Raw genomic sequence first — 19965 nt, 5'->3', positions numbered from 1 at the left:
GCGGTCGCCGCGGCGGGCGAATGTCGTCCCTCGGGCAGGCTTTCCATCACCGCAGCGTAAAAGCCTGGGGAGGCGCCCTGCTCAATGCCGCTTGGCTCGCAGGCACCAACCCGTCGCCAAGTCGGTGCGCCCCTGAACACACGGCAGCACCGTGGAAATGGAGGATTCCGCATTGCACCGTGGCGTGCTATCGTTTTCATGCCGGGATCAAAACGTCCGGCACACGTCAATCATCTTCGTGAGCTCCGCCATGAACGATGTACGCCACAATCTCAGCCCGACCGACCGCGTGGAACTGCTCTGCTGGCTCACCTGCGGGTGCCTGGGCGCTTATTATCTGAACGGCTCCTGGCCTACGGCCGCTTTTCACGTGCAAGCAGCTCACAAGTGGCTGGACAGGCACAAGCGCCAGGCTGAATGGCTCGCCATCGCGAAACTCTCGGCCATTGCAGCCGACCTCGCCCAGCGGCACTCGGAACTCGTGGATGCCGACTGGGCCCGCGATGCCGTGGAAGAGATTCTCGACAGCGACGACCTCAACTATCAATCCGAGCTGGTGTTGCGCGTGCTCGATGAATGCAAGCGCGCGCTGGCCGACAAACGGCCGGCCGACTGATCCGGCAAAACCAGGGGCTTTCGTCGATTGGGCATCATCGATTCGACGAAAGGCCAGCACTGATTTTCGCGGGCGGCACGGTCCGTACGTCGGGAGGCTTTCAGTGCATCAGCTTCAGAACTTCGTGCGCATGCCGATCCGGATTGCCGTCGAAAAATCTCCCGAGCCCACATATACCCCGTTTGAAAACACCGGTGCCGACCCGCCGCCGAGAAACACCGGCGCGGCGCCCCCCGATACCCGCAAGTAGGTGGCGCTGGTATAGACATCGGTGCGCTTGGACAGCGCGTAGTCAAGCAGCAACGTCCCATTCTGGAACTTCTGCTCGCCAAGCTTGCTGTACCAGTAGCCGCCCATCAAGGTTGTCGCCGGCGTCAGCTGGAACACCTCGTTGAGCTCGTAGGTCGGCATTGAACCGTTGTCGTTGGCAATGCGAAAGTGGGTATCGGTAAAAAGCAGCCGTGTGAGGCTGCGTCCATACCGGTAGCTCGCACCCGCGCCGATCGTGCTGACGCTCGTGGCCACCACCGGTGCGCCCGACAAGTTCGGAAACAGCGTGGTACCCGCCTGGCTCGGACCGTTCAGACCGAGGTCGTGGGTGTCGGTATAGGCAACGCCTGCCTGGAAGGGACCACCGTCGTATCGCGCGCCGAACGCGATCACGCGGCCGGTGCCGGCCGAGACGGATTGCGAAGGGAACGCATAGAGGGCGCCGAAAGAGAAGCCATAATAGGTCGGCGACTTGTACTTGACCGCGTTGTTGATGTGCAAGGTGCCGGCGAGATGATCGAAATCGCCGGGATGCCAGGAGTACTGCCCCGCGAACTGGCCCATCGCGAACTGCGTGAGGTTGTCCCAGAAGAAGTCGTATTGCTTGCCAAGCGTGAGCGTGCCGTGGCTCGTATCCGTCAGGCCGACCCATGCCTGGCGGCTGAAGAGCACACCGGATTGAACCATGGTGCCGTTGTAGAGATTAAAGCCATTCTCCAACTGGAAAATAGCTTTGGCGCCGCCGCCAAGATCTTCGCTGCCCAGCAGCCCCCACCGATTCGACTGGATCGAACCGTCATTCGCCACGAAGGTCCCATGCCCGTTCAGGTTGCTGAAGTACGTGATACCGGCGTCGATAATGCCGTATAGCGTGACGCTGCTCTGCGCGTAGGCGCACGGGGCGGCCATCGCGGATATTGCCAATGCTGCGGCACTGCAGATCCATCTCTTCTTCATCGCGTTGTCTCCATTGGGTTTTTTTATGCAAAGCGATTCCCCGCCCCTTCGTCGAGGGGATGTCGGGCGTCGAATGACGACTGCTAAAGGATCTCGGTATGACTCAAGCTGGATGACTCAGCCGGGGGTGTCGACCGGGCAAGGGGCGGGTACGCGCGTGGCTGCGAATACCAGGCTGTTCAGGTGCCGAGCGCCAGCTTCCTTGCGTCAAGACAGCCGGCTGAGGGGAGTCCGTTCATCTTGTCTCCGTCTTTTGTTTTTGGGTTGAGACAGTATCGCCCGGCAAACAGTTTTGATTTATTCTTTCAATTAACGTTATTGATTTTTAAACCGAATCAATCAGTGGTCTTGACGACCTTGGCGAATGACGAGGAAGGTCAACGCAAAACGCCCGCATAAGCGGGCGTCGAGTGTTCGGCAAATCACTGCATGTCACTGCATCCTGGCAGGCGATCAATAGGTCTCGAGATGCAATCGTCCCTCCCGCTTGAGCGCTCGCCATAACGGCTCCCATTCAATGCCGTGCTTCTCGGCAATATCCCGCAGCGCCTGGAGCACGCCATCCTCCATCCCCTTCAGCCCGCACACGTAGATAAACGTATTGTCGTCGCGCAGCATCTGCCCCACGTCCGCCGCGCGTTCGCGCATCGCGTCCTGCACGTAACGCTTCGGCTGACCGGCGGTGCGCGAGAACGCCAGGTTTGTATCGATGAAATCCTTCGGCAGATTCACAAGCGGTCCGAAGTAAGGCAACTCCTCTTTGGTCCGCGCGCCAAAAAACAGCATCAGCTTGCCGGTCGCGCCCTTCAACCTCCTGCGCCGCCGGTACTCCGTCATCGCGCGCATCGGCGCCGACCCGGTGCCCGTGCAGATCATGAGCAGATGCGAGTTGGGATGATTCGGCATCAGGAAGGTACTGCCGAACGGACCGATCACATTGACCTTGTCGCCCTTCTTCACGTCGCACAGATAGTTCGAGCAGACGCCGTCTGCCTCATTACCGCGATGATCCTGCGTGACGCGCTTGACCGTCAGCGACAGGTTGTTATAACCCTCGCGTTCGCCGTCGCGCGGGCTCGCGATGGAGTACTGGCGCGCGTGATGCGCCTTGCCGTCTTTCGTCGTGCCCGGGGGCAGGATGCCGATCGACTGGCCTTCGACAACCGGAAACGGCGTCGTGCCGAAATCCAGCACGATATGATGAATATCGCTTTCGGCGGACTCAGCGGTCAGGCGGTAGTTGCCGACCACCGTCGCCGCCAGCGGCAGCTTGTGCGTGTACAGGTTCACGTACGGCTTGGCGGCCGACCAGGGCGGCAGCGTCGAGCCGCGAACCGTATCCACGTCGATGCCATCCGAGCTTTCACCGGTGTTGTCCGCCAGGCTGGCACCTGGCTCGAGCGCAGCGTCGGTATCCAGCGCTGTACTTGCCGTGGTGTTCTGCGCGGGCAGTTCGTCCCACGTGAACTGCTCTTCAATGCTATACGCCTGCGACTTCAGCACCGTGCGCCAGTTATCGATAGAGCCGGTCGGGCACGGCGAGATACACGCCATGCAACCATTGCAGACCTCCGCCTTGACGACATAGTTGTTGGAGTCGTGCGTAATGGCGTCGACCGGGCAGGTCTCTTCGCATGTGTTGCAGCGAATGCAGATCTCCGGGTCGATCAGATGCTGCCTGAGGACTTCCATGGGGGCTGGACCGTTCATTGTTGTCTCCTGCTGCGCCGGGACCGCAACGACGTTGCGTAGCGGTCCGGACACACTTGCTGAATAGCTTAGTTGAAGCGCACGTAATCGAAATCAATTGGCTGGCGATTGATGCCCATCGCCGGCGGTGCGATCCAGTTGGCGAACTTGCCCGGCTCGACCACGCGCCCCATCAGTGAAGCAACGTAGGCGCGATCCTCCGGTGTCGGCAGCCATTTCGCCTCGTTCGCTTTCCACTCGTTCTCATTGACCACGCGGCCGTCCGGCGCCACGCGCACGCCGGCAAAGGTGCCGATCTGGCGGTTGAAGGCCTTGTGCGGCACAGTCAGCCGAACGTCGATACCCGCCTTCTCCAGCACCTTGTTCCAGCGTCCGACCCCTGCCACCGAATCCCTGATGTAGTCGTCGCGCAGCACTTCGTTCATGGCGTTGAGCATGGGCACTTCGCGCTCGACCAGCTTGCCGTCCTGCACGTCCAGCAACTTGTAGCTCTGGCCGTTCAACTGATGATCGTCGTCGCGTTTGGTTTCTTCGTAACGGCCCTTGAGTCCCGAGCTATAGAAAGTCGCCGCATTCGACGAATGATCCGCGCCGAACAGATCGATGGTCACCGAGTAGTGGAAATTCAGATAACGCTGGATGGTTTCAAGGTCGATCACGCCGGCCGCGCGGATCTTGTTGACGTCGTCCGTCTTCAGTTCGTTCATGACCTGCGCGGTGCGCTGGACCACCCGCGAAACGCCCGATTCGCCCACGAACATATGATGCGCTTCTTCCGTCAGCATGAACTTGGTCGTGCGTGCGAGCGGGTCGAAGCCGGACTCGGCGAGTGCGGACAACTGGAACTTGCCGTCGCGATCCGTGAAGTAGGTGAACATGAAAAACGCCAGCCAGTCCGGCGTGCGCTCGTTGAACGCACCGAGTATGCGCGGATTGTTGTCGTCTCCTGAACGGCGGTCCAGCAATGCTTCGGCTTCCTCACGACCGTCGCGGCCGAAGTAACGATGCAGCAGGTACACCATCGCCCACAAATGACGCCCTTCCTCCACGTTGACCTGGAACAGGTTGCGCAAGTCGTACATGGACGGCGCGGTGAGCCCCAGATGCCGTTGTTGCTCGACCGACGCCGGCTCGGTATCGCCCTGCGTGACAATGATCCGCCGCAGGTTCGCGCGATGTTCGCCCGGCACTTCCTGCCACGCCGCCTCGCCCTTGTGCTCTCCAAAACTGATCTGCCGGTCCGCAATGCCAGGCGTGAGGAAAATGCCCCAGCGGTAGTCCGGCATCTTCACGTGATCGAAATGCGCCCAGCCACCGGCGTCCACGCTCACCGCCGTGCGCAGATACACATCGTAGTTCGGCGAGCCTTCCGGCCCCATGTCGCCCCACCAGGACAGGAAGTTCGGCTGCCATTGTTCGAGCGCGCGCTGCAGCGTGCGGTCGTCGGCGAGATTGACGTTGTTCGGGATCTTTTCGCTGTAATTGATTGTGGACATGGTTATTTCCTTGAAACCGTGGCGGTTACGAGCGTTGAATGAGCAGGACCGGACAGCAAGACGCGTCAGACCCGGTTGAGGTCGAACTGCGCCTTGCTGCCCTTGCCGTACACCTTGAGGGCGCCCTTCTCGCCCACTGCGTTTGGCCGGTTGAAGATCCAGTTCTGCCAGGCGGACAAGCGCCCGAAGATGCGCGTCTCCATCGTCTCGACGCCGTTGAAGCGCAGGTTGGCTTCAAGCCCGGTGAGCGCATCCGGCGACATGGCCGCGCGTTCTTCAATGGCAATACGGATCTCGTCGCCCCAGTCGATGTCATCCGGCGACGCGGTGACCAGTCCCAAACGCTCCGCCTCGACCGGCAAGACTCGCTGTCCGATCTGCGCGCGCGCGGCGTTCATCGGCTCGGTTTCGTCGTAGAAACGGCGACCGAGACGTGACTGGCCCGTAATCATCGGGTAGAGGCCGAAGTTCGCTTCCGAAAGCGTCAGCGCCGGCTCTTCTTCCTCGTTGCTCGGCAACGCCGCCATGTAGCTGCGGTCGCAAGCAAAGGCGAGCTCAGCGAAGGTACCGGCGAAACACGAACCCGGCTCGATCAGCGCGAACAGCGTGCGCGACGAGACGTCAATACGCGCCAGCGTGCGGCGCAGCATGCCGATGGTTTCGCGCACGAACCAGTGGTCACGATGCTCGAGGAGCGCAGCGTCGGCGGCGAGCAGCTTGCGTGCGTCGCCTTCGGTCTTGAAGATCCAGGTCCCGATATCGAGTTCATTCGTGCGCATGCACAGGATGGCGTCGTCGAGTTCGCGAGCGAACTGCAGCGGCCACCACCGCGCGCCGGCCGCGACGATTGCGTCTATATCCGCTTGCGGATTCGCCGACGGCGCTTTCGCGGTAAAGGTTGCGGTACGGCGAGCGCGATCGATGCTGACGTCGACGGTCGCATAGCTCAGGCCGTCGTCGCAGTCCGTGCGCTCGATACGCGTCAGGACAATGCCTGACGCTCCGGCCGGCCGGTCGCTTTGCGCGGCCAGTTCCAGCGCACGAGCCTGCACTGTTTCCTTGAATACGTTTGGCTTCACGACCTCATCAACCAGACGCCATTGCTTCGCGCGCTCGCCGCGCACCCCTTCAACAATGGTGCAGAAGATATCGGCACGGTCGTGGCGGACCTTGCGTTTGTCAGTCACGCGGGTGAGGCCGCCGGTGCCGGGCAGCACGCCGAGCAGCGGCACTTCGGGCAACGCGACGGACGAAGAGCGGTCGTCGACCAGATAGATTTCGTCGCAGGCGAGCGCCATTTCATATCCGCCGCCGGCGCACGCGCCGTTGACGGCCGCGAGGAACTTGATACCGGAGTGGCGCGACGTATCTTCTATGCCGTTGCGCGTCTCGTTGGTGAACTTGCAGAAGTTGACCTTCCACGCATGCGATGAAAGGCCGAGCATGAAAATGTTGGCGCCCGAGCAGAACACGCGGTCCTTGAGGCTCGTCACCACCACCGTACGCACTTCCGGGTGCTCGAAACGCACACGCTGCAAAGCGTCGTGCAATTCGATGTCGACACCCAGATCATACGAATTGAGTTTCAGCTTGTAGCCGTCGCGAATACCGCCGTCTTCGGCAATGTTGATGCCGAGCGTCGCGACCGCGCCGTCGAACTTGAGCGACCAGTGTTTATAGCGGGCGGGCTCGGTGCGGTAATCGACCCACTGACCAGCCGGCCCTGCCCCTGCCTGTACTGCGCTTGGCACTGCCTGGCCCGCAGGGGCCGTGCCGTTGACGCCTGCCTGCTCCGCTGATTGCGCGACTGCCATGGATGTCTCCTTCGTACATTGGATAGGTTATATGTACAATAGTGCATCTCATGATTCTAATCAAGCATTTTAATGCTTTTACCGGGTTAATGCTGAGTCCGGCCGCCCGCTATTCGGACGCAAGTCGCGCCGCCAGCCGGTCTCGCAACGATAAATAGCATTCCGCCAGCGACTTTCCGCTGGTGTCGAAGGTCATGTCCGCGCGGCCATACAGCTCGCTGCGCCCGGCCAGGATCCGCTTCAGGTCATCCATGGACTCCTTGTTACCTAGCATAGGGCGTAAATCCCCCTGCGCCACCACACGACGCATGTGGTCCTCGGGTGTAGCCTGGAGCCATACGGTAAAGCAGTGCGTCAGCAGCGCGTTCAAGGTAGCCGGCTCGGACACCAGGCCGCCCGGCGACGCAATCACCGCGCGCGGATGCTCCTGGATCACCGCCTCCAGCGCGCGATGCTCATATCGACGGTAAGCGGTTGCGCCATACAGAGCGTGGATTTCCGACGGCGGGCAGCCGGCCAGTTGCGCAATCACGCGGTTGATCTCGACGAACGGTACTTTCAGCTCGTCGGCAAGCATGCGGCCGAGCGTCGATTTACCCGCACCGCGCAACCCGATCAACGCAATCCTTTCCAGCCGATGCGGGTCCTGCGGCGCCGTGGCAAGCATCTCCTCCAGCGCGATCCGTGCGCGCTTGAGCGTGTCGTGATCGCGACCGCTCAGCAGCTCCCGGATGCGCAGCCAGTCGGGCGTCAACGTGGTTTCGTCCCCCACGATTTCCGCCAGGGTGCAGTTTAATGCCTTCATTAACTGCCGCAGAAACAGCACCGAGGCATTGCCAACGCCCGATTCCAGGTTCGCCAGATATCGCTCGGACACGTCGGCCTCTTTTGCCAGCGCTTTTCTCGTCAAACCACGGCGCGCACGCATCAGCCGAACGCGCTCGCCCATCCCGACCAGGAACGGATCGCGGCTCTCGCGCTCTTTTTCGACGTCCACGCTCGGATCTCCGCCCTCAATTGGCTGTAAAACGGCGGTTTGCTTCATATCGATAGGTCTCGGTAGGGTCTGTTAATGTACTATAGTGCTTGACATGTAGAGTGTCGCACGCTAAGTTTAATGCACCCACTACTAAGGAAGCTGATCTGTCGCGACAACAGGTTCAGCGTCGAACAGCGCTTTAGCGCGACGGAGATACGCATGTCCCCCAACGAGTTCCAGGGCCTTGTTGCGCGCGTGACCGGAGCAATCGCGTCCCGGCCACTCGATGCAGACCTTCAAGCGTGGTTGAACACCGAGTATGCGACTGGCAGTGAGCGATATACCGAGCTCGCGAACGCGTGCCGCGCCGGCGTGGAAGAAGGCTGGCTTGCCGATCGCGAGGCGGGCGGCATTCGCTACGGGCGCATCTTCAAGGCCCTGCCCGATACCCACGGCTTTTCCGTCGATGTCGTGCATATGAACGATATCGCCGGTCCCCATCATGTGCATCCGAACGGCGAGATCGATCTGATCGTGCCGCTTGACGGCGGCGCCACGTTCGACGGTCATGCCGCCGGCTGGTGCGTGTATGGACCCGGCAGCGCCCATCGGCCGACCGTGGCGGGAGGCAGCGCAATCGTGCTTTATCTGTTGCCCGAAGGCGCCATCGAATTCACGGAGCATGCGGCCCGAGCACAGGCGTCGACTCAATCAATGACCACCAAGGGCTTTTGAATGGCCGAACTATTACGAAATTACGTCGCGGGTAAATGGGTGGCGGGCAACGGCGACGGCACGCTGCTCACCGATCCCGTCACGGGCGAAGCCCTGGCCCGCGTGTCGAGCGACGGCCTCGATCTGCACGCCGCCTTTGACTACGCGCGCACGTCTGGCGGCGCGACATTGCGCGGTTTGACCTACGCCGCTCGCGCCGCGCAACTTTCGGATGTCGCGAAGCTGCTGCAAGCGCAACGCGACGACTACTACGCCATTTCGCTCGCGAACTCCGGAACGACGAAGAACGATTCGGCGGTCGATATCGACGGCGGGATTTTCACGCTTTCTTATTACGCGAAACTGGGCGCCACGCTGGGCGATGTGCACGCGTTGCGCGACGGAACGCCCGCGAGCCTGAGCCGCGACCAGAGTTTCACCTCGCAACATGTGCTCACGCCAACGCGTGGCTTAGCGCTCTTCATCAACGCATTCAACTTTCCGTCCTGGGGCCTGTGGGAAAAAGCGGCACCCGCACTACTCTCGGGCGTGCCGGTCATCGTCAAGCCCGCGACCGCGACGGCGTGGCTGACGCAACGCATGGTGGCCGATGTCGTCAATGCGGGAATTTTGCCGGCCGGCGCGTTGTCGGTGATCTGCGGCAGTTCAGCGGGTCTGCTCGACCAGATCGAAACGTTCGATGTCGTGTCGTTCACCGGCTCCGCGGAGACAGCCGCGAAGCTGCGTGCTCATCCCGCATTCGTCGCACGGGGCGCCCGCCTCAACGTGGAAGCCGACAGCCTCAACAGCGCCATCCTCGCAGCCGATGCCGCGCCCGGCACCGCCGCGTTCGACTTGTTCATCAAGGAGGTCGTGCGCGAGATGACGGTCAAGTCGGGCCAGAAATGCACGGCGATCCGCCGCGCGTTCGTGCCTAAGGATCATCTGGATGCCGCGACGGACGCGCTGGTCGCCAGGCTCTCAGCCGTGAGCGTGGGCAACCCGCGCAACGAGTCCGTGCGCATGGGCTCGCTTGTCAGCCGCGAACAATATGACGCGGTTCGTGACGGCATTGCGTCTTTGCGCGAAGAAGCGCGCCTGGCGTTCGACGGTTCGCAGGTCCGGCTCGTTGATGCCGATCCGGCCGTCGCCGCGTGCATCGCGCCGCATCTGTTCGTGATCGACGACGCAAGCCGCGCGGTAAGCGTTCACGATGTTGAAGTGTTCGGTCCCGTGGCGACACTATGCGGTTACGAAGTCACGACGGGTACTTCGCTGCTCGAAGAAGCTCAAGCCGTTGAACTTGCGCGGCGCGGCCAGGGCTCGCTGGTCGCTTCGGTGTATTCGAACGACGACACACGCCTTGCGCGCATCGCGCTGGAACTCGCCGACACGCACGGCCGTGTCCATGCCATCTCGCCCTCGGTCGCGCAGAGTCAGACAGGCCACGGCAACGTCATGCCGATGTCGCTGCATGGAGGACCCGGACGCGCCGGAGGCGGTGAAGAACTCGGCGGACTCCGTGCCCTGAATTTTTACCATCGCCGAGCGGCAATCCAGGGACCCGCCGCTTCTATCGATGCACTCACGGAATCAACAGGCAAGGTAGAAATCTGAAGCAATACGCTGACCGTTAGCGGCCGAGGTTCAACGCTCACCGGCCGCGAGCGATCCGCGCGTCACACAAAACCGAACGCACGGCGCACGGCACCTTTCGTAGCGCATAGGCGTCGCCCCACTATCAGGAAGGAGACAGCATGGACGCCATTATTGCGCCACCCACTACTGCCGGCCAACCGGCTGCCGCTGCACCGCCAGTCGAGTTCAACTTCGCGACGCATCTGTTCGCGCTGAATGAAGCGCGGGCGCAAAAAATTGCATACATAGACGATGACGGAACCACGACATATGGCGAACTGGCAGAGCAGGCACGCCGGTTTGCCTCGGTGCTGAATGCGCTGGGCATTCATCCCGAGGAGCGCGTCCTGCTGGTCATGCTTGACAGCGTGGACCTGCCTGTCGCGTTCCTCGGCGCGTTATACGCGGGTGTCGTGCCCGTTGTCGCGAACACCTTGCTGACGCCGGCGGACTACGCGTACATGCTCGATCACAGCAGGGCGCGCGCGGTCATTGCGTCGGGTCCGCTAGTGCCGGCCATCGCGCAAGCACTGGCCGATACCTCCAGCGAAGGCTGCACGCTGATCGTTTCTCACGCGCAAGACGACATGCTTGCGGGCGAGCGCGTATTCAGGCATCTGTTGGCCGATGCAGAACCGCGGCGCACTCCATTCGTCAGTCATGCTGATGGAATCGCGTTCTGGTTGTATTCATCGGGTTCAACCGGAAAGCCCAAAGGCGCCGTCCATACCCATGCGAACCTGTACTGGACCGCGGAACTCTATGCGAAGCAAGTGCTGGGGATCCGTGAAGACGATACCGTGTTTTCCGCGGCCAAGCTGTTCTTCGCCTATGGGTTGGGCAACGCGCTGACCTTCCCTCTTTCAGTGGGTGCGACCGCGGTGCTCATGGCCGAGCGCCCCACGCCGGCTGCTGTCTTCACACGCCTGACGCAATACCAGCCCACCATTTTCTGCGGTGTGCCCACGCTCTACGCCAACATGCTCGCTTCGCCCGACATGCCGGCGCGCGCCAATCTTCGCTTGCGGATGTGCACGTCGGCGGGAGAAGCGTTGCCGCGCGAGATCGGCGAGCATTTTGCAGCCCATGCGGGCTGCGAGATTCTCGACGGTATCGGCTCGACGGAGATGCTGCACATCTTCCTGTCGAATCGCGCAGGCCACGTCGCATACGGAACGACCGGCAAGGCCGTGCCCGGTTATGAAGTCGAACTCCGCGATGAAAACGGCCATCCGGTGCCGGACGGGGAGATTGGTGACCTTTACATCAGGGGCCCAAGCGCCGCGCTCATGTACTGGTGCAACCGCGAAAAGTCCCGCGCCACGTTTCTTGGCGACTGGCTCAGGAGCGGCGACAAATATCGTCGATTGCCCGATGGGAACTACGTCTACGAAGGCCGTGGCGATGACATGCTGAAGGTAAGCGGCCAGTTCGTGTCACCTGTAGAAGTCGAGATGGTCCTGATGCAGCATCATGACGTTCTCGAAGCGGCGGTTGTCGGCATTACGCGCGACGGGCTCGTCAAGACGCGTGCGTTCGTGGTGGTCAAACCCGGTGTGCCGGCCACGGACGAACTCGCGTTGGAACTCAAGGAGTTCGTCAAGGCCAGGATGGCGCCTCATAAATACCCGCGCGAGATCCTGTTTGTTGGAGATCTTCCAAAGACCGCGACTGGTAAGATCCAGAGGTTTAAATTGCGCGAACCGGCCTTCGATGCCTGAACGTTCCTCTTCATTGCCTGGCTGCAAATCATGGACCGCTTGATACAACACCCACCCGCCATCTGCATGGCCGATCTGCCCGCAACTGACGGCCGCGAAGCGCTTCGTCTCGAGTATCAATGGTTGAATGCCGACATGACCGGCGCCCCCATAGCCATCTTTTTGCATGAAGGGCTGGGCTCCATTGCCATGTGGAAGGACTGGCCGCAGAAGCTATGCGAACAACTGGGGTTCCGTGGACTCGTCTATTCGCGACCGGGTTATGGCGGTTCCACACCGCGCGCAGCGCAAGTGAAATGGCCGGTCGATTTCATGCACCGGCAGGCTCATGAGGTTCTCCCGGCGTTGCTCGACGGCCTTGCCATAGACAGCACCGAACGTGCCCGGATGTGGGTCATCGGTCATAGCGACGGTGGTTCTATCGCGTTGCTTTACGCGGCGGCTTTTCCTGACGCGCTGGATGGCGCGATTGCCATTGCGCCGCATGTGTTCGTTGAAGATGTGTCCGTCAAGGCAATCGCGGAGGCAACCGCTCTCTACACGCAGGGCGACCTGCGAACCAGGTTGTCGCGATACCACGCCGATGTCGATTCAGCCTTCTACGGATGGAACGATATCTGGCTGAACCCGGCGTTCAGGCACTGGGACATCACGGACCGCCTGTCTTCCATCCGGCGCCCGCTGCTCGCCGTGCAAGGCTATGACGACGAGTACGGGACAATGGCGCAGATCGACGCTATAGCAACACATGTGCCCCACGCCAGACTCGCAAAGTTGCCGGGGTGCGGACATTCGCCCCATCGCCAGTGTCCCGCCATGCTCGATGCCGCGATCCTGGCTTTCGTCACGCGTAGCTAACGCGTAGTTAAAGGCCGCCACTGACCACGCAGCGCTGAGGGGCTCGCCGCGCGGGCTGGTGAACCGAAATCTCGATACAATCGGTCACCCCTTACACCCGTCGCTTCCTTTCAAACCGCATGGCTGGTTCCTCGCTGTTCAAACCGAAGGTCTCGCCCAGCCTGCGTTGGCTCACCCTATGGGGACCGGGCCTGCTCGTCATGCTCGCCGACTGCGACGCCGGTAACGTGGTGACAGCGGCACAAAGCGGCGCGCAATGGGGCTCTCAGCTCCTGCTGGTCCTGCTGGCGCTCATCCCCTTGCTTTACATGGTCCAGGAACTCACCGTCCGGCTGGGTATCTTTACCGGGCAGGGTCACGGCGAGCTGATTCGCACACACTTCGGTCCTGCCTGGGCATGGGTCTCCGCAGCCGGATTATGCGTGGCAGTACTCGGCTCGCTGGTGACCGAGTTCACAGGGGTCGCCGGCATAGGAGAGATGTTCGGCGTCTCTCGGTCGATCACGCTGCCGCTCGCCGCGGCGTTCCTCGTAGGGATTGTGTTCACCGGCTCGCACAAGCGCGTGGACAAGTTCGCCATCGTCATTGGCGCTTTCGAACTGTCTTTCTTCGCCGTCGCCTGGCATGCCCACCCGGATCTCCCCGGCATGTTCCGGCAGATGACCCAGCTTCCGCTATCCGATCATCATTACGGTTATCTCGCCGCTGCGTTGATTGGCGCGACGTTCAATCCCTGGATGATCTTCTATCAGCAGGCCGCGATCGCCGATAAAAAACTGGGCGCCCAGGACTATTGCGCGGCGCGAATCGAAACTGCCGCCGGTGCAGTTCTCACGCAGTTGCTCACCGCAGCGGTGCTGGTCGCAGTGGCGGCAACCTTGTCGAGGAACGGTCAGCAACACGTCTTTGAAAGCGTGGGTGAGATCGGCGACGTCCTTGCCGCTGCAGTGGGTCCACACGTCGGACGTTTTCTGTTTGGCGCGGGGGTCCTCGGAGCATCGATGGTGGCCGCCATTGTCTGCTCGCTGTCGCTGGCCTGGGGGCTGGGTGAGGTCGCGGGATACAAACGCTCCCTTGAAGACCGGCCCGCGAGTGCGCCATGGTTCTACGGGGTGTATGCAGCATCGGTCGTTGGCAGCGCGACTCTCGTCTGGCTGGCGCCCAACCTCATTTCGCTGAATGTTGCCGCGCAGGTCGTTAACGCGCTGATGCTGCCGCTGGTAGTGGGCTTGCTGATTGCTCTCAGCGTGACTGCGCTGCCACCTCAGCATCGGCCTCGCGGCATCTACCTATGGCTTGTGTGCGGTATCGCCGCGGCAGTGTCCGTGGCCGGCGTCCTGGGTGCGGGCCTGAGCTTTTTCTCGTCGTAGGCTCCTGCGCCGCCCCGCGTCAGTCCAGCGTCTGGTGCAACGCCGGTATCGCATGCCGGATCATGTCTTTGGAGTCCTTCAAAGCGATCATCCGAAAAGTTTCGCCCTCTTCCCCGGGTAATCACTCGAAATATTTTTGACCGCTTGCGCATCCGTCTCGCGGTCGACATGCGTATCTACCCGTACGTGACATGAGAGGCGCCGGATCAGCCCTGCTGCTCCGCGTCGTGCTTCGTCACGTGGTCGTATCGCGTTTGACACAGGCAGCCCGCCTGGCGGCCCGTCGTCTGCTGCCCTCTGCTTTTTTCGTCTCTGGCTTTCATTGGGCGCAGTCGCCGTATCGGCTAGTTCACGGAACGGTTCAAGGAGATGTCATGTCAGAAGACTCAAAGGTCATGGATGTGCTCGTGCAGCGGGCGGACAAGCTCGCAAAACGCAGGCAGTTCTTCAGGAGTGCAGGAGGTGTCGGTCTTGGACTCATTGGCGGTACGATCCTTGGCGCGTGCGGTGGCGGCTCCTCGGGTGCATCTGCGCAAAGCAGTGGCCCGACAGATCCGGAAATACTCAACTTTGCACTCAACCTCGAGTACCTCGAAGCAACGTTCTATGCGTATGCAACTACCGGCGCGGGCCTTGCGGCCAGCCTGATGAGCGGTGCGGGTACGGCGGGGACAGTCATTTCGGGGCATGCCGTGACCTTCTCCGATCCGGTAGTCCAGGCGTATGCAAACGAGATCGCCAAAGACGAACTCGAACATGTCGCGTTCCTGCGCACGGCGCTGGGTGCATCGGCGGTAGCCATGCCCGCTCTCGACGTCGGCTACCAGAATCCGAACGGGGCCTTCTCCAAGGCAGCGCAAGCAGCCGGACTGGTTCCCGCGGGCACGGCCTTCGACCCTTACCTGAACGACGAAACCTTCCTGCTCGCCGCCTTCATTTTCGAGGATGTCGGCGTGACGGCTTACAAGGGCGCGGCGCCGCTGATCTCGAACCCGACCTATTTGTCAGCTGCCGCGGGCATTCTCGCCGCCGAGGCTTATCACGCTGGTCTTGTGCGCACGGTGCTGTACGCAAAAGGCATTGCGAACCCGTCGCTCGGACTCATCGCGTCGGCTAACGCAATCTCCGCTGCACGCGACTCGCTCGACAACGTCGGCAACGATGACCGGGGCATTTCCGGAGCAACACCCGGCAGCTCGAACATTGTCCCGCTCGATTCCAACGGCCTCGCGTTCAGCCGCAACTACGGGAATGTCCTGAACATTGTCTACCTGACGAGTGCGGCGGTCACGCAAGGCGGTTTCTTCCCGGTAGGCGTCAACGGTACGCTGCACATGAGCGCCTGACAGACCGCAGGAACATTCCAGCTGCACCGCGCTGGTTTTCAGCATTCAAGATGAAAACCAGCGTAACTTTGACATCCTCGACAACCGGATTGGAAGTTCCGTAAAAGAAGGTACAACTAACTTCTTTCGATTTGTCCTGTCCAGAGCCCGGGCGACCATCATCCCGGCGCGACGCATACAGGCGCGCTGCCACCACGGCGGGCCCGGCTGACCCGAGTTGAGTCCGGGCCTCTATCAAGCACATTCGCCAAGCGGCCGCAAGGCAATCGAAATGTCGTCGAGTCTCTCCAGCCTTCAAAAAATCCGATAAACCCCGCAGCTTGCTTATACGTTAAGCGGATGCTGACCTGACGTCGGCGCGCCGTTAGAACCCTCGCAGGTATGCGATCTTCAAAAAACCGCCTTAATAGCCCGGCAACGCCCGGAAAATATGGACAAGTTACGCCTCCGAGGTTGTGCCTGAAACACGGTTTGTAGTAGTGTCGGGCCGTCCAGAAAGAACGGTCGAAATTACCCGGGCAAATCGGTTCCGGGCTAGTCGCGTGCATGCTATTGCCTGGCCGCATTCCTTAACAATCAAACCTTACAGTTCACGTTTTTATCGCGGCTCAGTCGCATGCCGATGCGTTCATCTGTCTGCATCGGTGAATCAACGCATGGCGGCAACTCAAGGCCCGGACCCAGAAGGGCCGCCGTCATGTTTTCATGCATAGCTGTTCGGAGAATATATGGACTTCGGATTCAACCTGAACCGCACGGCTAACGCGTCCGCCTGGCGCCTGCTGCCTAACCGATGGGACTTCGTCGCGTTCCCGCTGATCATCTGCGTTATTGCAATGACGGCCATCGGCTTCCATCAGACCATGGCGCCGATCGCCACGCTCAAGACGCAGGTCATCTCGCTCGACCCGGCGAACCTGCCTGAATACGCACTGCGTACGACCTTGCGGATGCTCGCCGCCATGATCGCTTCGCTGTTGTTCACGCTCATCTACGGCACCCTCGCGGCCAAGAGCCGTCGCGCAGAAAAGGTGCTGGTGCCGATCCTGGACATCCTGCAGTCGGTTCCGGTCCTTGGCTATATCTCGTTCACCGTCACGTTCTTTATCGCGTTGTTTCCAACGCGCGTGGCGGGCGCTGAATGCGCGGCGATCTTCGCGATCTTCACGAGCCAGGCGTGGAACATGACGTTCAGCTTCTATCAGTCATTGCGCACGACGCCGCGAGATCTGCAGGAAGTCGCCCGCAGCTTCCACCTGACGGGATGGCAGCGATTCTGGAAACTGGAAGTCCCCTTCTCGATGCCGGGCCTCATCTGGAACATGATGATGTCGATGTCCGGCGGCTGGTTCTTCGTGGTGGCCTCCGAGGCGATCACGGTCGGCAACAACACGATCACGCTGCCGGGCATAGGCGCGTATCTCGCGCAGGCGATCACCGAAAGGAACATGGGCGCGATAGGCTGGGTCATCCTCGCGATGACCGTCGTGATCCTCGGCTACGACCAGTTGTTGTTTCGCCCGCTGGTCGCCTGGGCCGACAAGTTCCGCATGGAAACGAGCAGTTCCGGAGTCGCGCCGGAGTCGTGGGTGCTCGGTCTGGTTCGACGCACGCGCCTGATCCACCGCTTGCTCGTGCCGGCCGGCTGGGTCTTCGCCACCGCGGCACGCATCCCGATGCGCCTGCCTTCGTTCAGTGGCGCGAGCTTGCGGATGACGAAGCGCAAGACGCCCTCGCGCTTCGGCGACATCGTCTGGAGCATCCTGGTCATCGCGCTCACGCTTTATGTGGTCTGGCGCGTGGTCAGCTATGTGCGCACCGGTGTCGGCCTGGATGAAGTCGGCCACGTGTTTGTCCTCGGACTGATCACGTTGCTGCGCGTGGTGATCCTGATCGCGATCTCATCGATGATCTGGGTTCCGCTCGGCGTGATGATCGGATTGCGTCCCGCGCTCGCCGAGAAAGTGCAGCCGGTCGCGCAATTTCTGGCGGCCTTTCCGGCAAACCTTTTGTTTCCCATCTTCGTGATCGTGATTGTCCGCTTTCACCTGAACCCGGATATCTGGTTGTCGCCGCTTATCGTGCTTGGCACGCAGTGGTACATCCTGTTCAACGTGATTGCGGGCGCGACGTCGTACCCGAATGACTACCGCGAGGTGGCCACCAACTTCCGGATTCGCGGCTGGCAATGGTGGCGTCAGGCCATGCTGCCGGGCATTTTTCCGTATTACGTGACGGGTGCGATTACCGCCTCGGGCGGCGCGTGGAACGCCAGTATCGTGGCCGAGTTCGTCCAGTGGGGCGACACCAAGTTGGCCGCGCATGGCCTGGGCGCTTACATCGCGCAGACCACCGCTGCGGGCGACTATCCGAAGATCATCCTGGGCATCGCCGTCATGTCGTTGTTCGTCACGCTTTTCAACCGCCTACTGTGGCGCCCCATGTACACCTTTGCTGAAGCCAAGCTTCGAGCCGATTGAGGACCTATCTCCATGCCAAATTCAGACTTCAACGTGGCTTCCCCCGTGACGCCGGCGAGCCCCGCTTCCCGCGCTACTGAAGAGATACTGAACGTCAAGGATGTGTCCCGGGGCTTCAAGAAAAGCCAGGGCGACCTGCTCGTGCTCGACGGCGTGAACCTCTCGTTGCGCGAGGGTGAGATCGTCGGGTTGCTCGGACGCTCTGGCTCGGGCAAGTCGACGTTGCTGCGGATCATCGCGGGCCTGATCGAGCCGACCACCGGCAATGTCACCTATAAAGGCAAACCGCTGGAAGGCCCCGCCGACGGCGTCGCCATGGTGTTCCAGACCTTCGCGCTGTTCCCCTGGCTGACCGTGCTTCAGAACGTGGAAGCAGGGCTTGAGGCGCAGGGAGTGGGTGCTGCGCCTCGACGGGCGCGGGCGCTTGCAGCAATCGACCTGATCGGTCTCGACGGCTTCGAGAACGCCTACCCGCGCGAGCTGTCGGGCGGCATGCGCCAGCGCGTGGGGTTTGCGCGCGCGCTCGTCGTCGACCCTACGCTCTTGCTGATGGACGAGCCGTTCTCCGCGCTCGACGTGCTGACAGCCGAGAACTTGCGTACTGACCTGCTCGACCTCTGGACGCAGGGCAAGATGCCGATCAAGTCGGTGCTGATCGTGACGCACAACATTGAGGAAGCGGTGTTCATGTGTGACCGGATCATGGTGTTGTCGTCGAATCCGGGGCGGGTGATCGCCGAGATCAAGGTGCCGTTCCCGCATCCTCGCAATCGTCTCGATACGGCGTTCAGGTCGCTCGTTGATGAAATCTACGCCAAGATGACGGCACGGCAAGCCGAAGGAGCGACAAAGCAGACGCTCGAGTTTGGCAGCCGCTTGCCGCATGTGTCGACCAACTTGCTGGCCGGCCTGATTGAAACGCTCGCGGTGGCGCCCTACAACGGGCGTGCGGACATGCCGGTGATTGCGCGGTCGCTGCATCTGGAAGTGGACGACCTGTTCCCGATCGCGGAAATGCTGCAGCACCTGGGTTTCGCAGAACTGCGCGAAGGGGATATCTACCTGACGCCCGCGGCCCATGTGTTCGCCGAACTGGGTACCCACGAACGCAAGATGATGTTTGCCGATCATCTGTTGAAGCACGTGCCGCTGGCCGCGCGGATCAAGAAGGTGCTGAACGAGCGCCCGGGACACCGGGCTCCGCGGGTGCGCTTCGAGCAGGAGCTGGAAGATTTCCTGACCGATGGCGCCGCGGAAGACACGCTGGATTCGGTGATCAACTGGGGGCGCTACGGTGAAGTGTTCTCCTACAACGACCAGACCGAACTGTTCAGCCTGGAAGACGTAGAGTCCTGAAGGTTTTCGCTCGCGCCGGTGGACGTTTTGGTGGTTCTGGGGGTAGCGGTTGGGGTCAGTGCCGGTTGCTAGGTTCTGGGGTTAGCGGTTGGGGTCAGTGCCGGTTGCTAGGTTCTGGGGTTAGCGGTCGGGGTCAATGCCGGGTTGCTGCTTTCAGCGTTAGTGGTCTGCGAGAGTCGGATATTCTCTTTATCACTATTAGCCACTGTGCGTGGCGGCACGTCATTTCTTGGTCCTTAGCGACAAAGAAACGAAGCAAAGAAAACGCTTTTAACCGCACTACCCTAAGTGTCCACAGCGTGCAGTTTCTATTCATAGGTGCCCCAAAAGCACGGTGCTCGCCAGAGCGACGGATGTGTGAACCCCTCCTTCTCGCGAATCCTGACATGAACACGCTTCGCCACCAGTGCTCTCGGGCAAGCACTAATGCTGAGGAATCTGCTCGGCCTTACGCATTTTTGCTGCCTCATTTCCTGGTGGGTTGGCGACGTGGTTCGTGGTCCATATAAATTTGATGGAGGGGTTTACGCGGATAGCGCGGGATGTTCCTTGGGCAGGTTCAATCACTGGTGGCGAAGCGTGTGGGTATCCGTGTTCGGAGAAGGAGGGTTTCACACATCGGTGGCTCTGGCGAGCACCG

General features: G+C 61.2%; 14 protein-coding genes. 9 read left to right on the top strand and 5 right to left on the bottom strand.

What is annotated here, in order from left to right:
* Nucleotides 1–250 precede the first annotated feature (250 nt).
* A complete protein-coding gene (locus AWB69_RS30775) occupies nucleotides 251–616 on the top strand; it encodes a hypothetical protein (protein ID WP_062090640.1) in 366 nt (121 codons plus the stop codon).
* A gap of 114 nt (nucleotides 617–730) precedes the next feature.
* On the opposite strand, the gene AWB69_RS30770 is transcribed toward AWB69_RS30775, so the two are convergent.
* From AWB69_RS30770 to AWB69_RS30750, 5 genes are all read right to left on the bottom strand, one after another.
* The gene (locus AWB69_RS30770; protein WP_062090600.1) at nucleotides 731–1843 is read right to left on the bottom strand and encodes a porin; all 1113 of its coding nucleotides are present in this window, start codon (nucleotides 1841–1843) and stop codon (nucleotides 731–733) included.
* 453 nt (nucleotides 1844–2296) lie between these two features.
* Nucleotides 2297–3553 (bottom strand): benzoyl-CoA 2,3-epoxidase subunit BoxA, encoded by a 1257-nt coding sequence (boxA, locus tag AWB69_RS30765; protein ID WP_062090599.1) that lies wholly within the window; start codon nucleotides 3551–3553, stop codon nucleotides 2297–2299.
* Nucleotides 3554–3621: 68 nt separating this feature from the next.
* Entirely contained in the window at nucleotides 3622–5049 is a 1428-nt protein-coding gene (boxB, locus tag AWB69_RS30760; protein WP_062090598.1) for a benzoyl-CoA 2,3-epoxidase subunit BoxB, read from the bottom strand.
* 65 nt (nucleotides 5050–5114) lie between these two features.
* The gene (gene boxC / locus AWB69_RS30755; RefSeq protein ID WP_082913654.1) at nucleotides 5115–6863 is read right to left on the bottom strand and encodes a 2,3-epoxybenzoyl-CoA dihydrolase; all 1749 of its coding nucleotides are present in this window, start codon (nucleotides 6861–6863) and stop codon (nucleotides 5115–5117) included.
* Between the two features lie 109 nt (nucleotides 6864–6972).
* Nucleotides 6973–7908 (bottom strand): helix-turn-helix transcriptional regulator, encoded by a 936-nt coding sequence (locus tag AWB69_RS30750; protein WP_062090597.1) that lies wholly within the window; start codon nucleotides 7906–7908, stop codon nucleotides 6973–6975.
* A gap of 153 nt (nucleotides 7909–8061) precedes the next feature.
* Between AWB69_RS30750 and AWB69_RS30745 the strand changes: the two genes are divergently transcribed.
* The 8 genes from AWB69_RS30745 to AWB69_RS30710 all read left to right on the top strand — a co-directional run bounded on the left by AWB69_RS30745 (nucleotide 8062) and on the right by AWB69_RS30710 (nucleotide 19325).
* Entirely contained in the window at nucleotides 8062–8577 is a 516-nt protein-coding gene (locus AWB69_RS30745) for a DUF4863 family protein (RefSeq protein WP_062090596.1), read from the top strand.
* Entirely contained in the window at nucleotides 8578–10173 is a 1596-nt protein-coding gene (locus AWB69_RS30740; RefSeq protein WP_062090595.1) for a 3,4-dehydroadipyl-CoA semialdehyde dehydrogenase, read from the top strand.
* 140 nt (nucleotides 10174–10313) lie between these two features.
* Entirely contained in the window at nucleotides 10314–11915 is a 1602-nt protein-coding gene (locus tag AWB69_RS30735) for a benzoate-CoA ligase family protein (protein ID WP_062090594.1), read from the top strand.
* Between the two features lie 30 nt (nucleotides 11916–11945).
* Entirely contained in the window at nucleotides 11946–12773 is an 828-nt protein-coding gene (locus AWB69_RS30730; protein ID WP_062090593.1) for an alpha/beta fold hydrolase, read from the top strand.
* 119 nt (nucleotides 12774–12892) lie between these two features.
* On the top strand, nucleotides 12893–14143 hold the full coding sequence (locus AWB69_RS30725; protein ID WP_062090592.1) for an NRAMP family divalent metal transporter: 1251 nt from the start codon (nucleotides 12893–12895) through the stop codon (nucleotides 14141–14143).
* A gap of 374 nt (nucleotides 14144–14517) precedes the next feature.
* Nucleotides 14518–15489, top strand: coding sequence for a ferritin-like domain-containing protein (locus AWB69_RS30720; RefSeq protein ID WP_062090591.1), 972 nt, complete (start codon nucleotides 14518–14520; stop codon nucleotides 15487–15489).
* Nucleotides 15490–16217: 728 nt separating this feature from the next.
* Nucleotides 16218–17969 (top strand): ABC transporter permease, encoded by a 1752-nt coding sequence (locus tag AWB69_RS30715; RefSeq protein ID WP_062090590.1) that lies wholly within the window; start codon nucleotides 16218–16220, stop codon nucleotides 17967–17969.
* A gap of 12 nt (nucleotides 17970–17981) precedes the next feature.
* Nucleotides 17982–19325 (top strand): ABC transporter ATP-binding protein, encoded by a 1344-nt coding sequence (locus AWB69_RS30710; protein ID WP_062090589.1) that lies wholly within the window; start codon nucleotides 17982–17984, stop codon nucleotides 19323–19325.
* The last annotated feature ends 640 nt before the right edge of the window (nucleotides 19326–19965 follow it).

It is taken from the genome of Caballeronia udeis, assembly GCF_001544555.2.
Lineage (GTDB): Bacteria > Pseudomonadota > Gammaproteobacteria > Burkholderiales > Burkholderiaceae > Caballeronia > Caballeronia udeis.
The sequence above is the reverse complement of the archived record's forward strand: the minus strand, read 5'-3'. Positions and strand labels throughout refer to the sequence as shown.

Excerpts from the sequence above, each read along its gene's own strand:
- AWB69_RS30775 (WP_062090640.1), top strand. The coding sequence starts at position 251 with ATGAACGATGTACGCCACAATCTCAGCCCGACCGACCGCGTGGAACTG.
- AWB69_RS30770 (WP_062090600.1), bottom strand. The coding sequence starts at position 1,843 with ATGAAGAAGAGATGGATCTGCAGTGCCGCAGCATTGGCAATATCCGCG.
- boxA (WP_062090599.1), bottom strand. The coding sequence starts at position 3,553 with ATGAACGGTCCAGCCCCCATGGAAGTCCTCAGGCAGCATCTGATCGAC.
- boxB (WP_062090598.1), bottom strand. The coding sequence starts at position 5,049 with ATGTCCACAATCAATTACAGCGAAAAGATCCCGAACAACGTCAATCTC.
- boxC (WP_082913654.1), bottom strand. The coding sequence starts at position 6,863 with ATGGCAGTCGCGCAATCAGCGGAGCAGGCAGGCGTCAACGGCACGGCC.
- AWB69_RS30750 (WP_062090597.1), bottom strand. The coding sequence starts at position 7,908 with ATGAAGCAAACCGCCGTTTTACAGCCAATTGAGGGCGGAGATCCGAGC.
- AWB69_RS30745 (WP_062090596.1), top strand. The coding sequence starts at position 8,062 with ATGTCCCCCAACGAGTTCCAGGGCCTTGTTGCGCGCGTGACCGGAGCA.
- AWB69_RS30740 (WP_062090595.1), top strand. The coding sequence starts at position 8,578 with ATGGCCGAACTATTACGAAATTACGTCGCGGGTAAATGGGTGGCGGGC.
- AWB69_RS30735 (WP_062090594.1), top strand. The coding sequence starts at position 10,314 with ATGGACGCCATTATTGCGCCACCCACTACTGCCGGCCAACCGGCTGCC.
- AWB69_RS30730 (WP_062090593.1), top strand. The coding sequence starts at position 11,946 with ATGGACCGCTTGATACAACACCCACCCGCCATCTGCATGGCCGATCTG.
- AWB69_RS30725 (WP_062090592.1), top strand. The coding sequence starts at position 12,893 with ATGGCTGGTTCCTCGCTGTTCAAACCGAAGGTCTCGCCCAGCCTGCGT.
- AWB69_RS30720 (WP_062090591.1), top strand. The coding sequence starts at position 14,518 with ATGTCAGAAGACTCAAAGGTCATGGATGTGCTCGTGCAGCGGGCGGAC.
- AWB69_RS30715 (WP_062090590.1), top strand. The coding sequence starts at position 16,218 with ATGGACTTCGGATTCAACCTGAACCGCACGGCTAACGCGTCCGCCTGG.
- AWB69_RS30710 (WP_062090589.1), top strand. The coding sequence starts at position 17,982 with ATGCCAAATTCAGACTTCAACGTGGCTTCCCCCGTGACGCCGGCGAGC.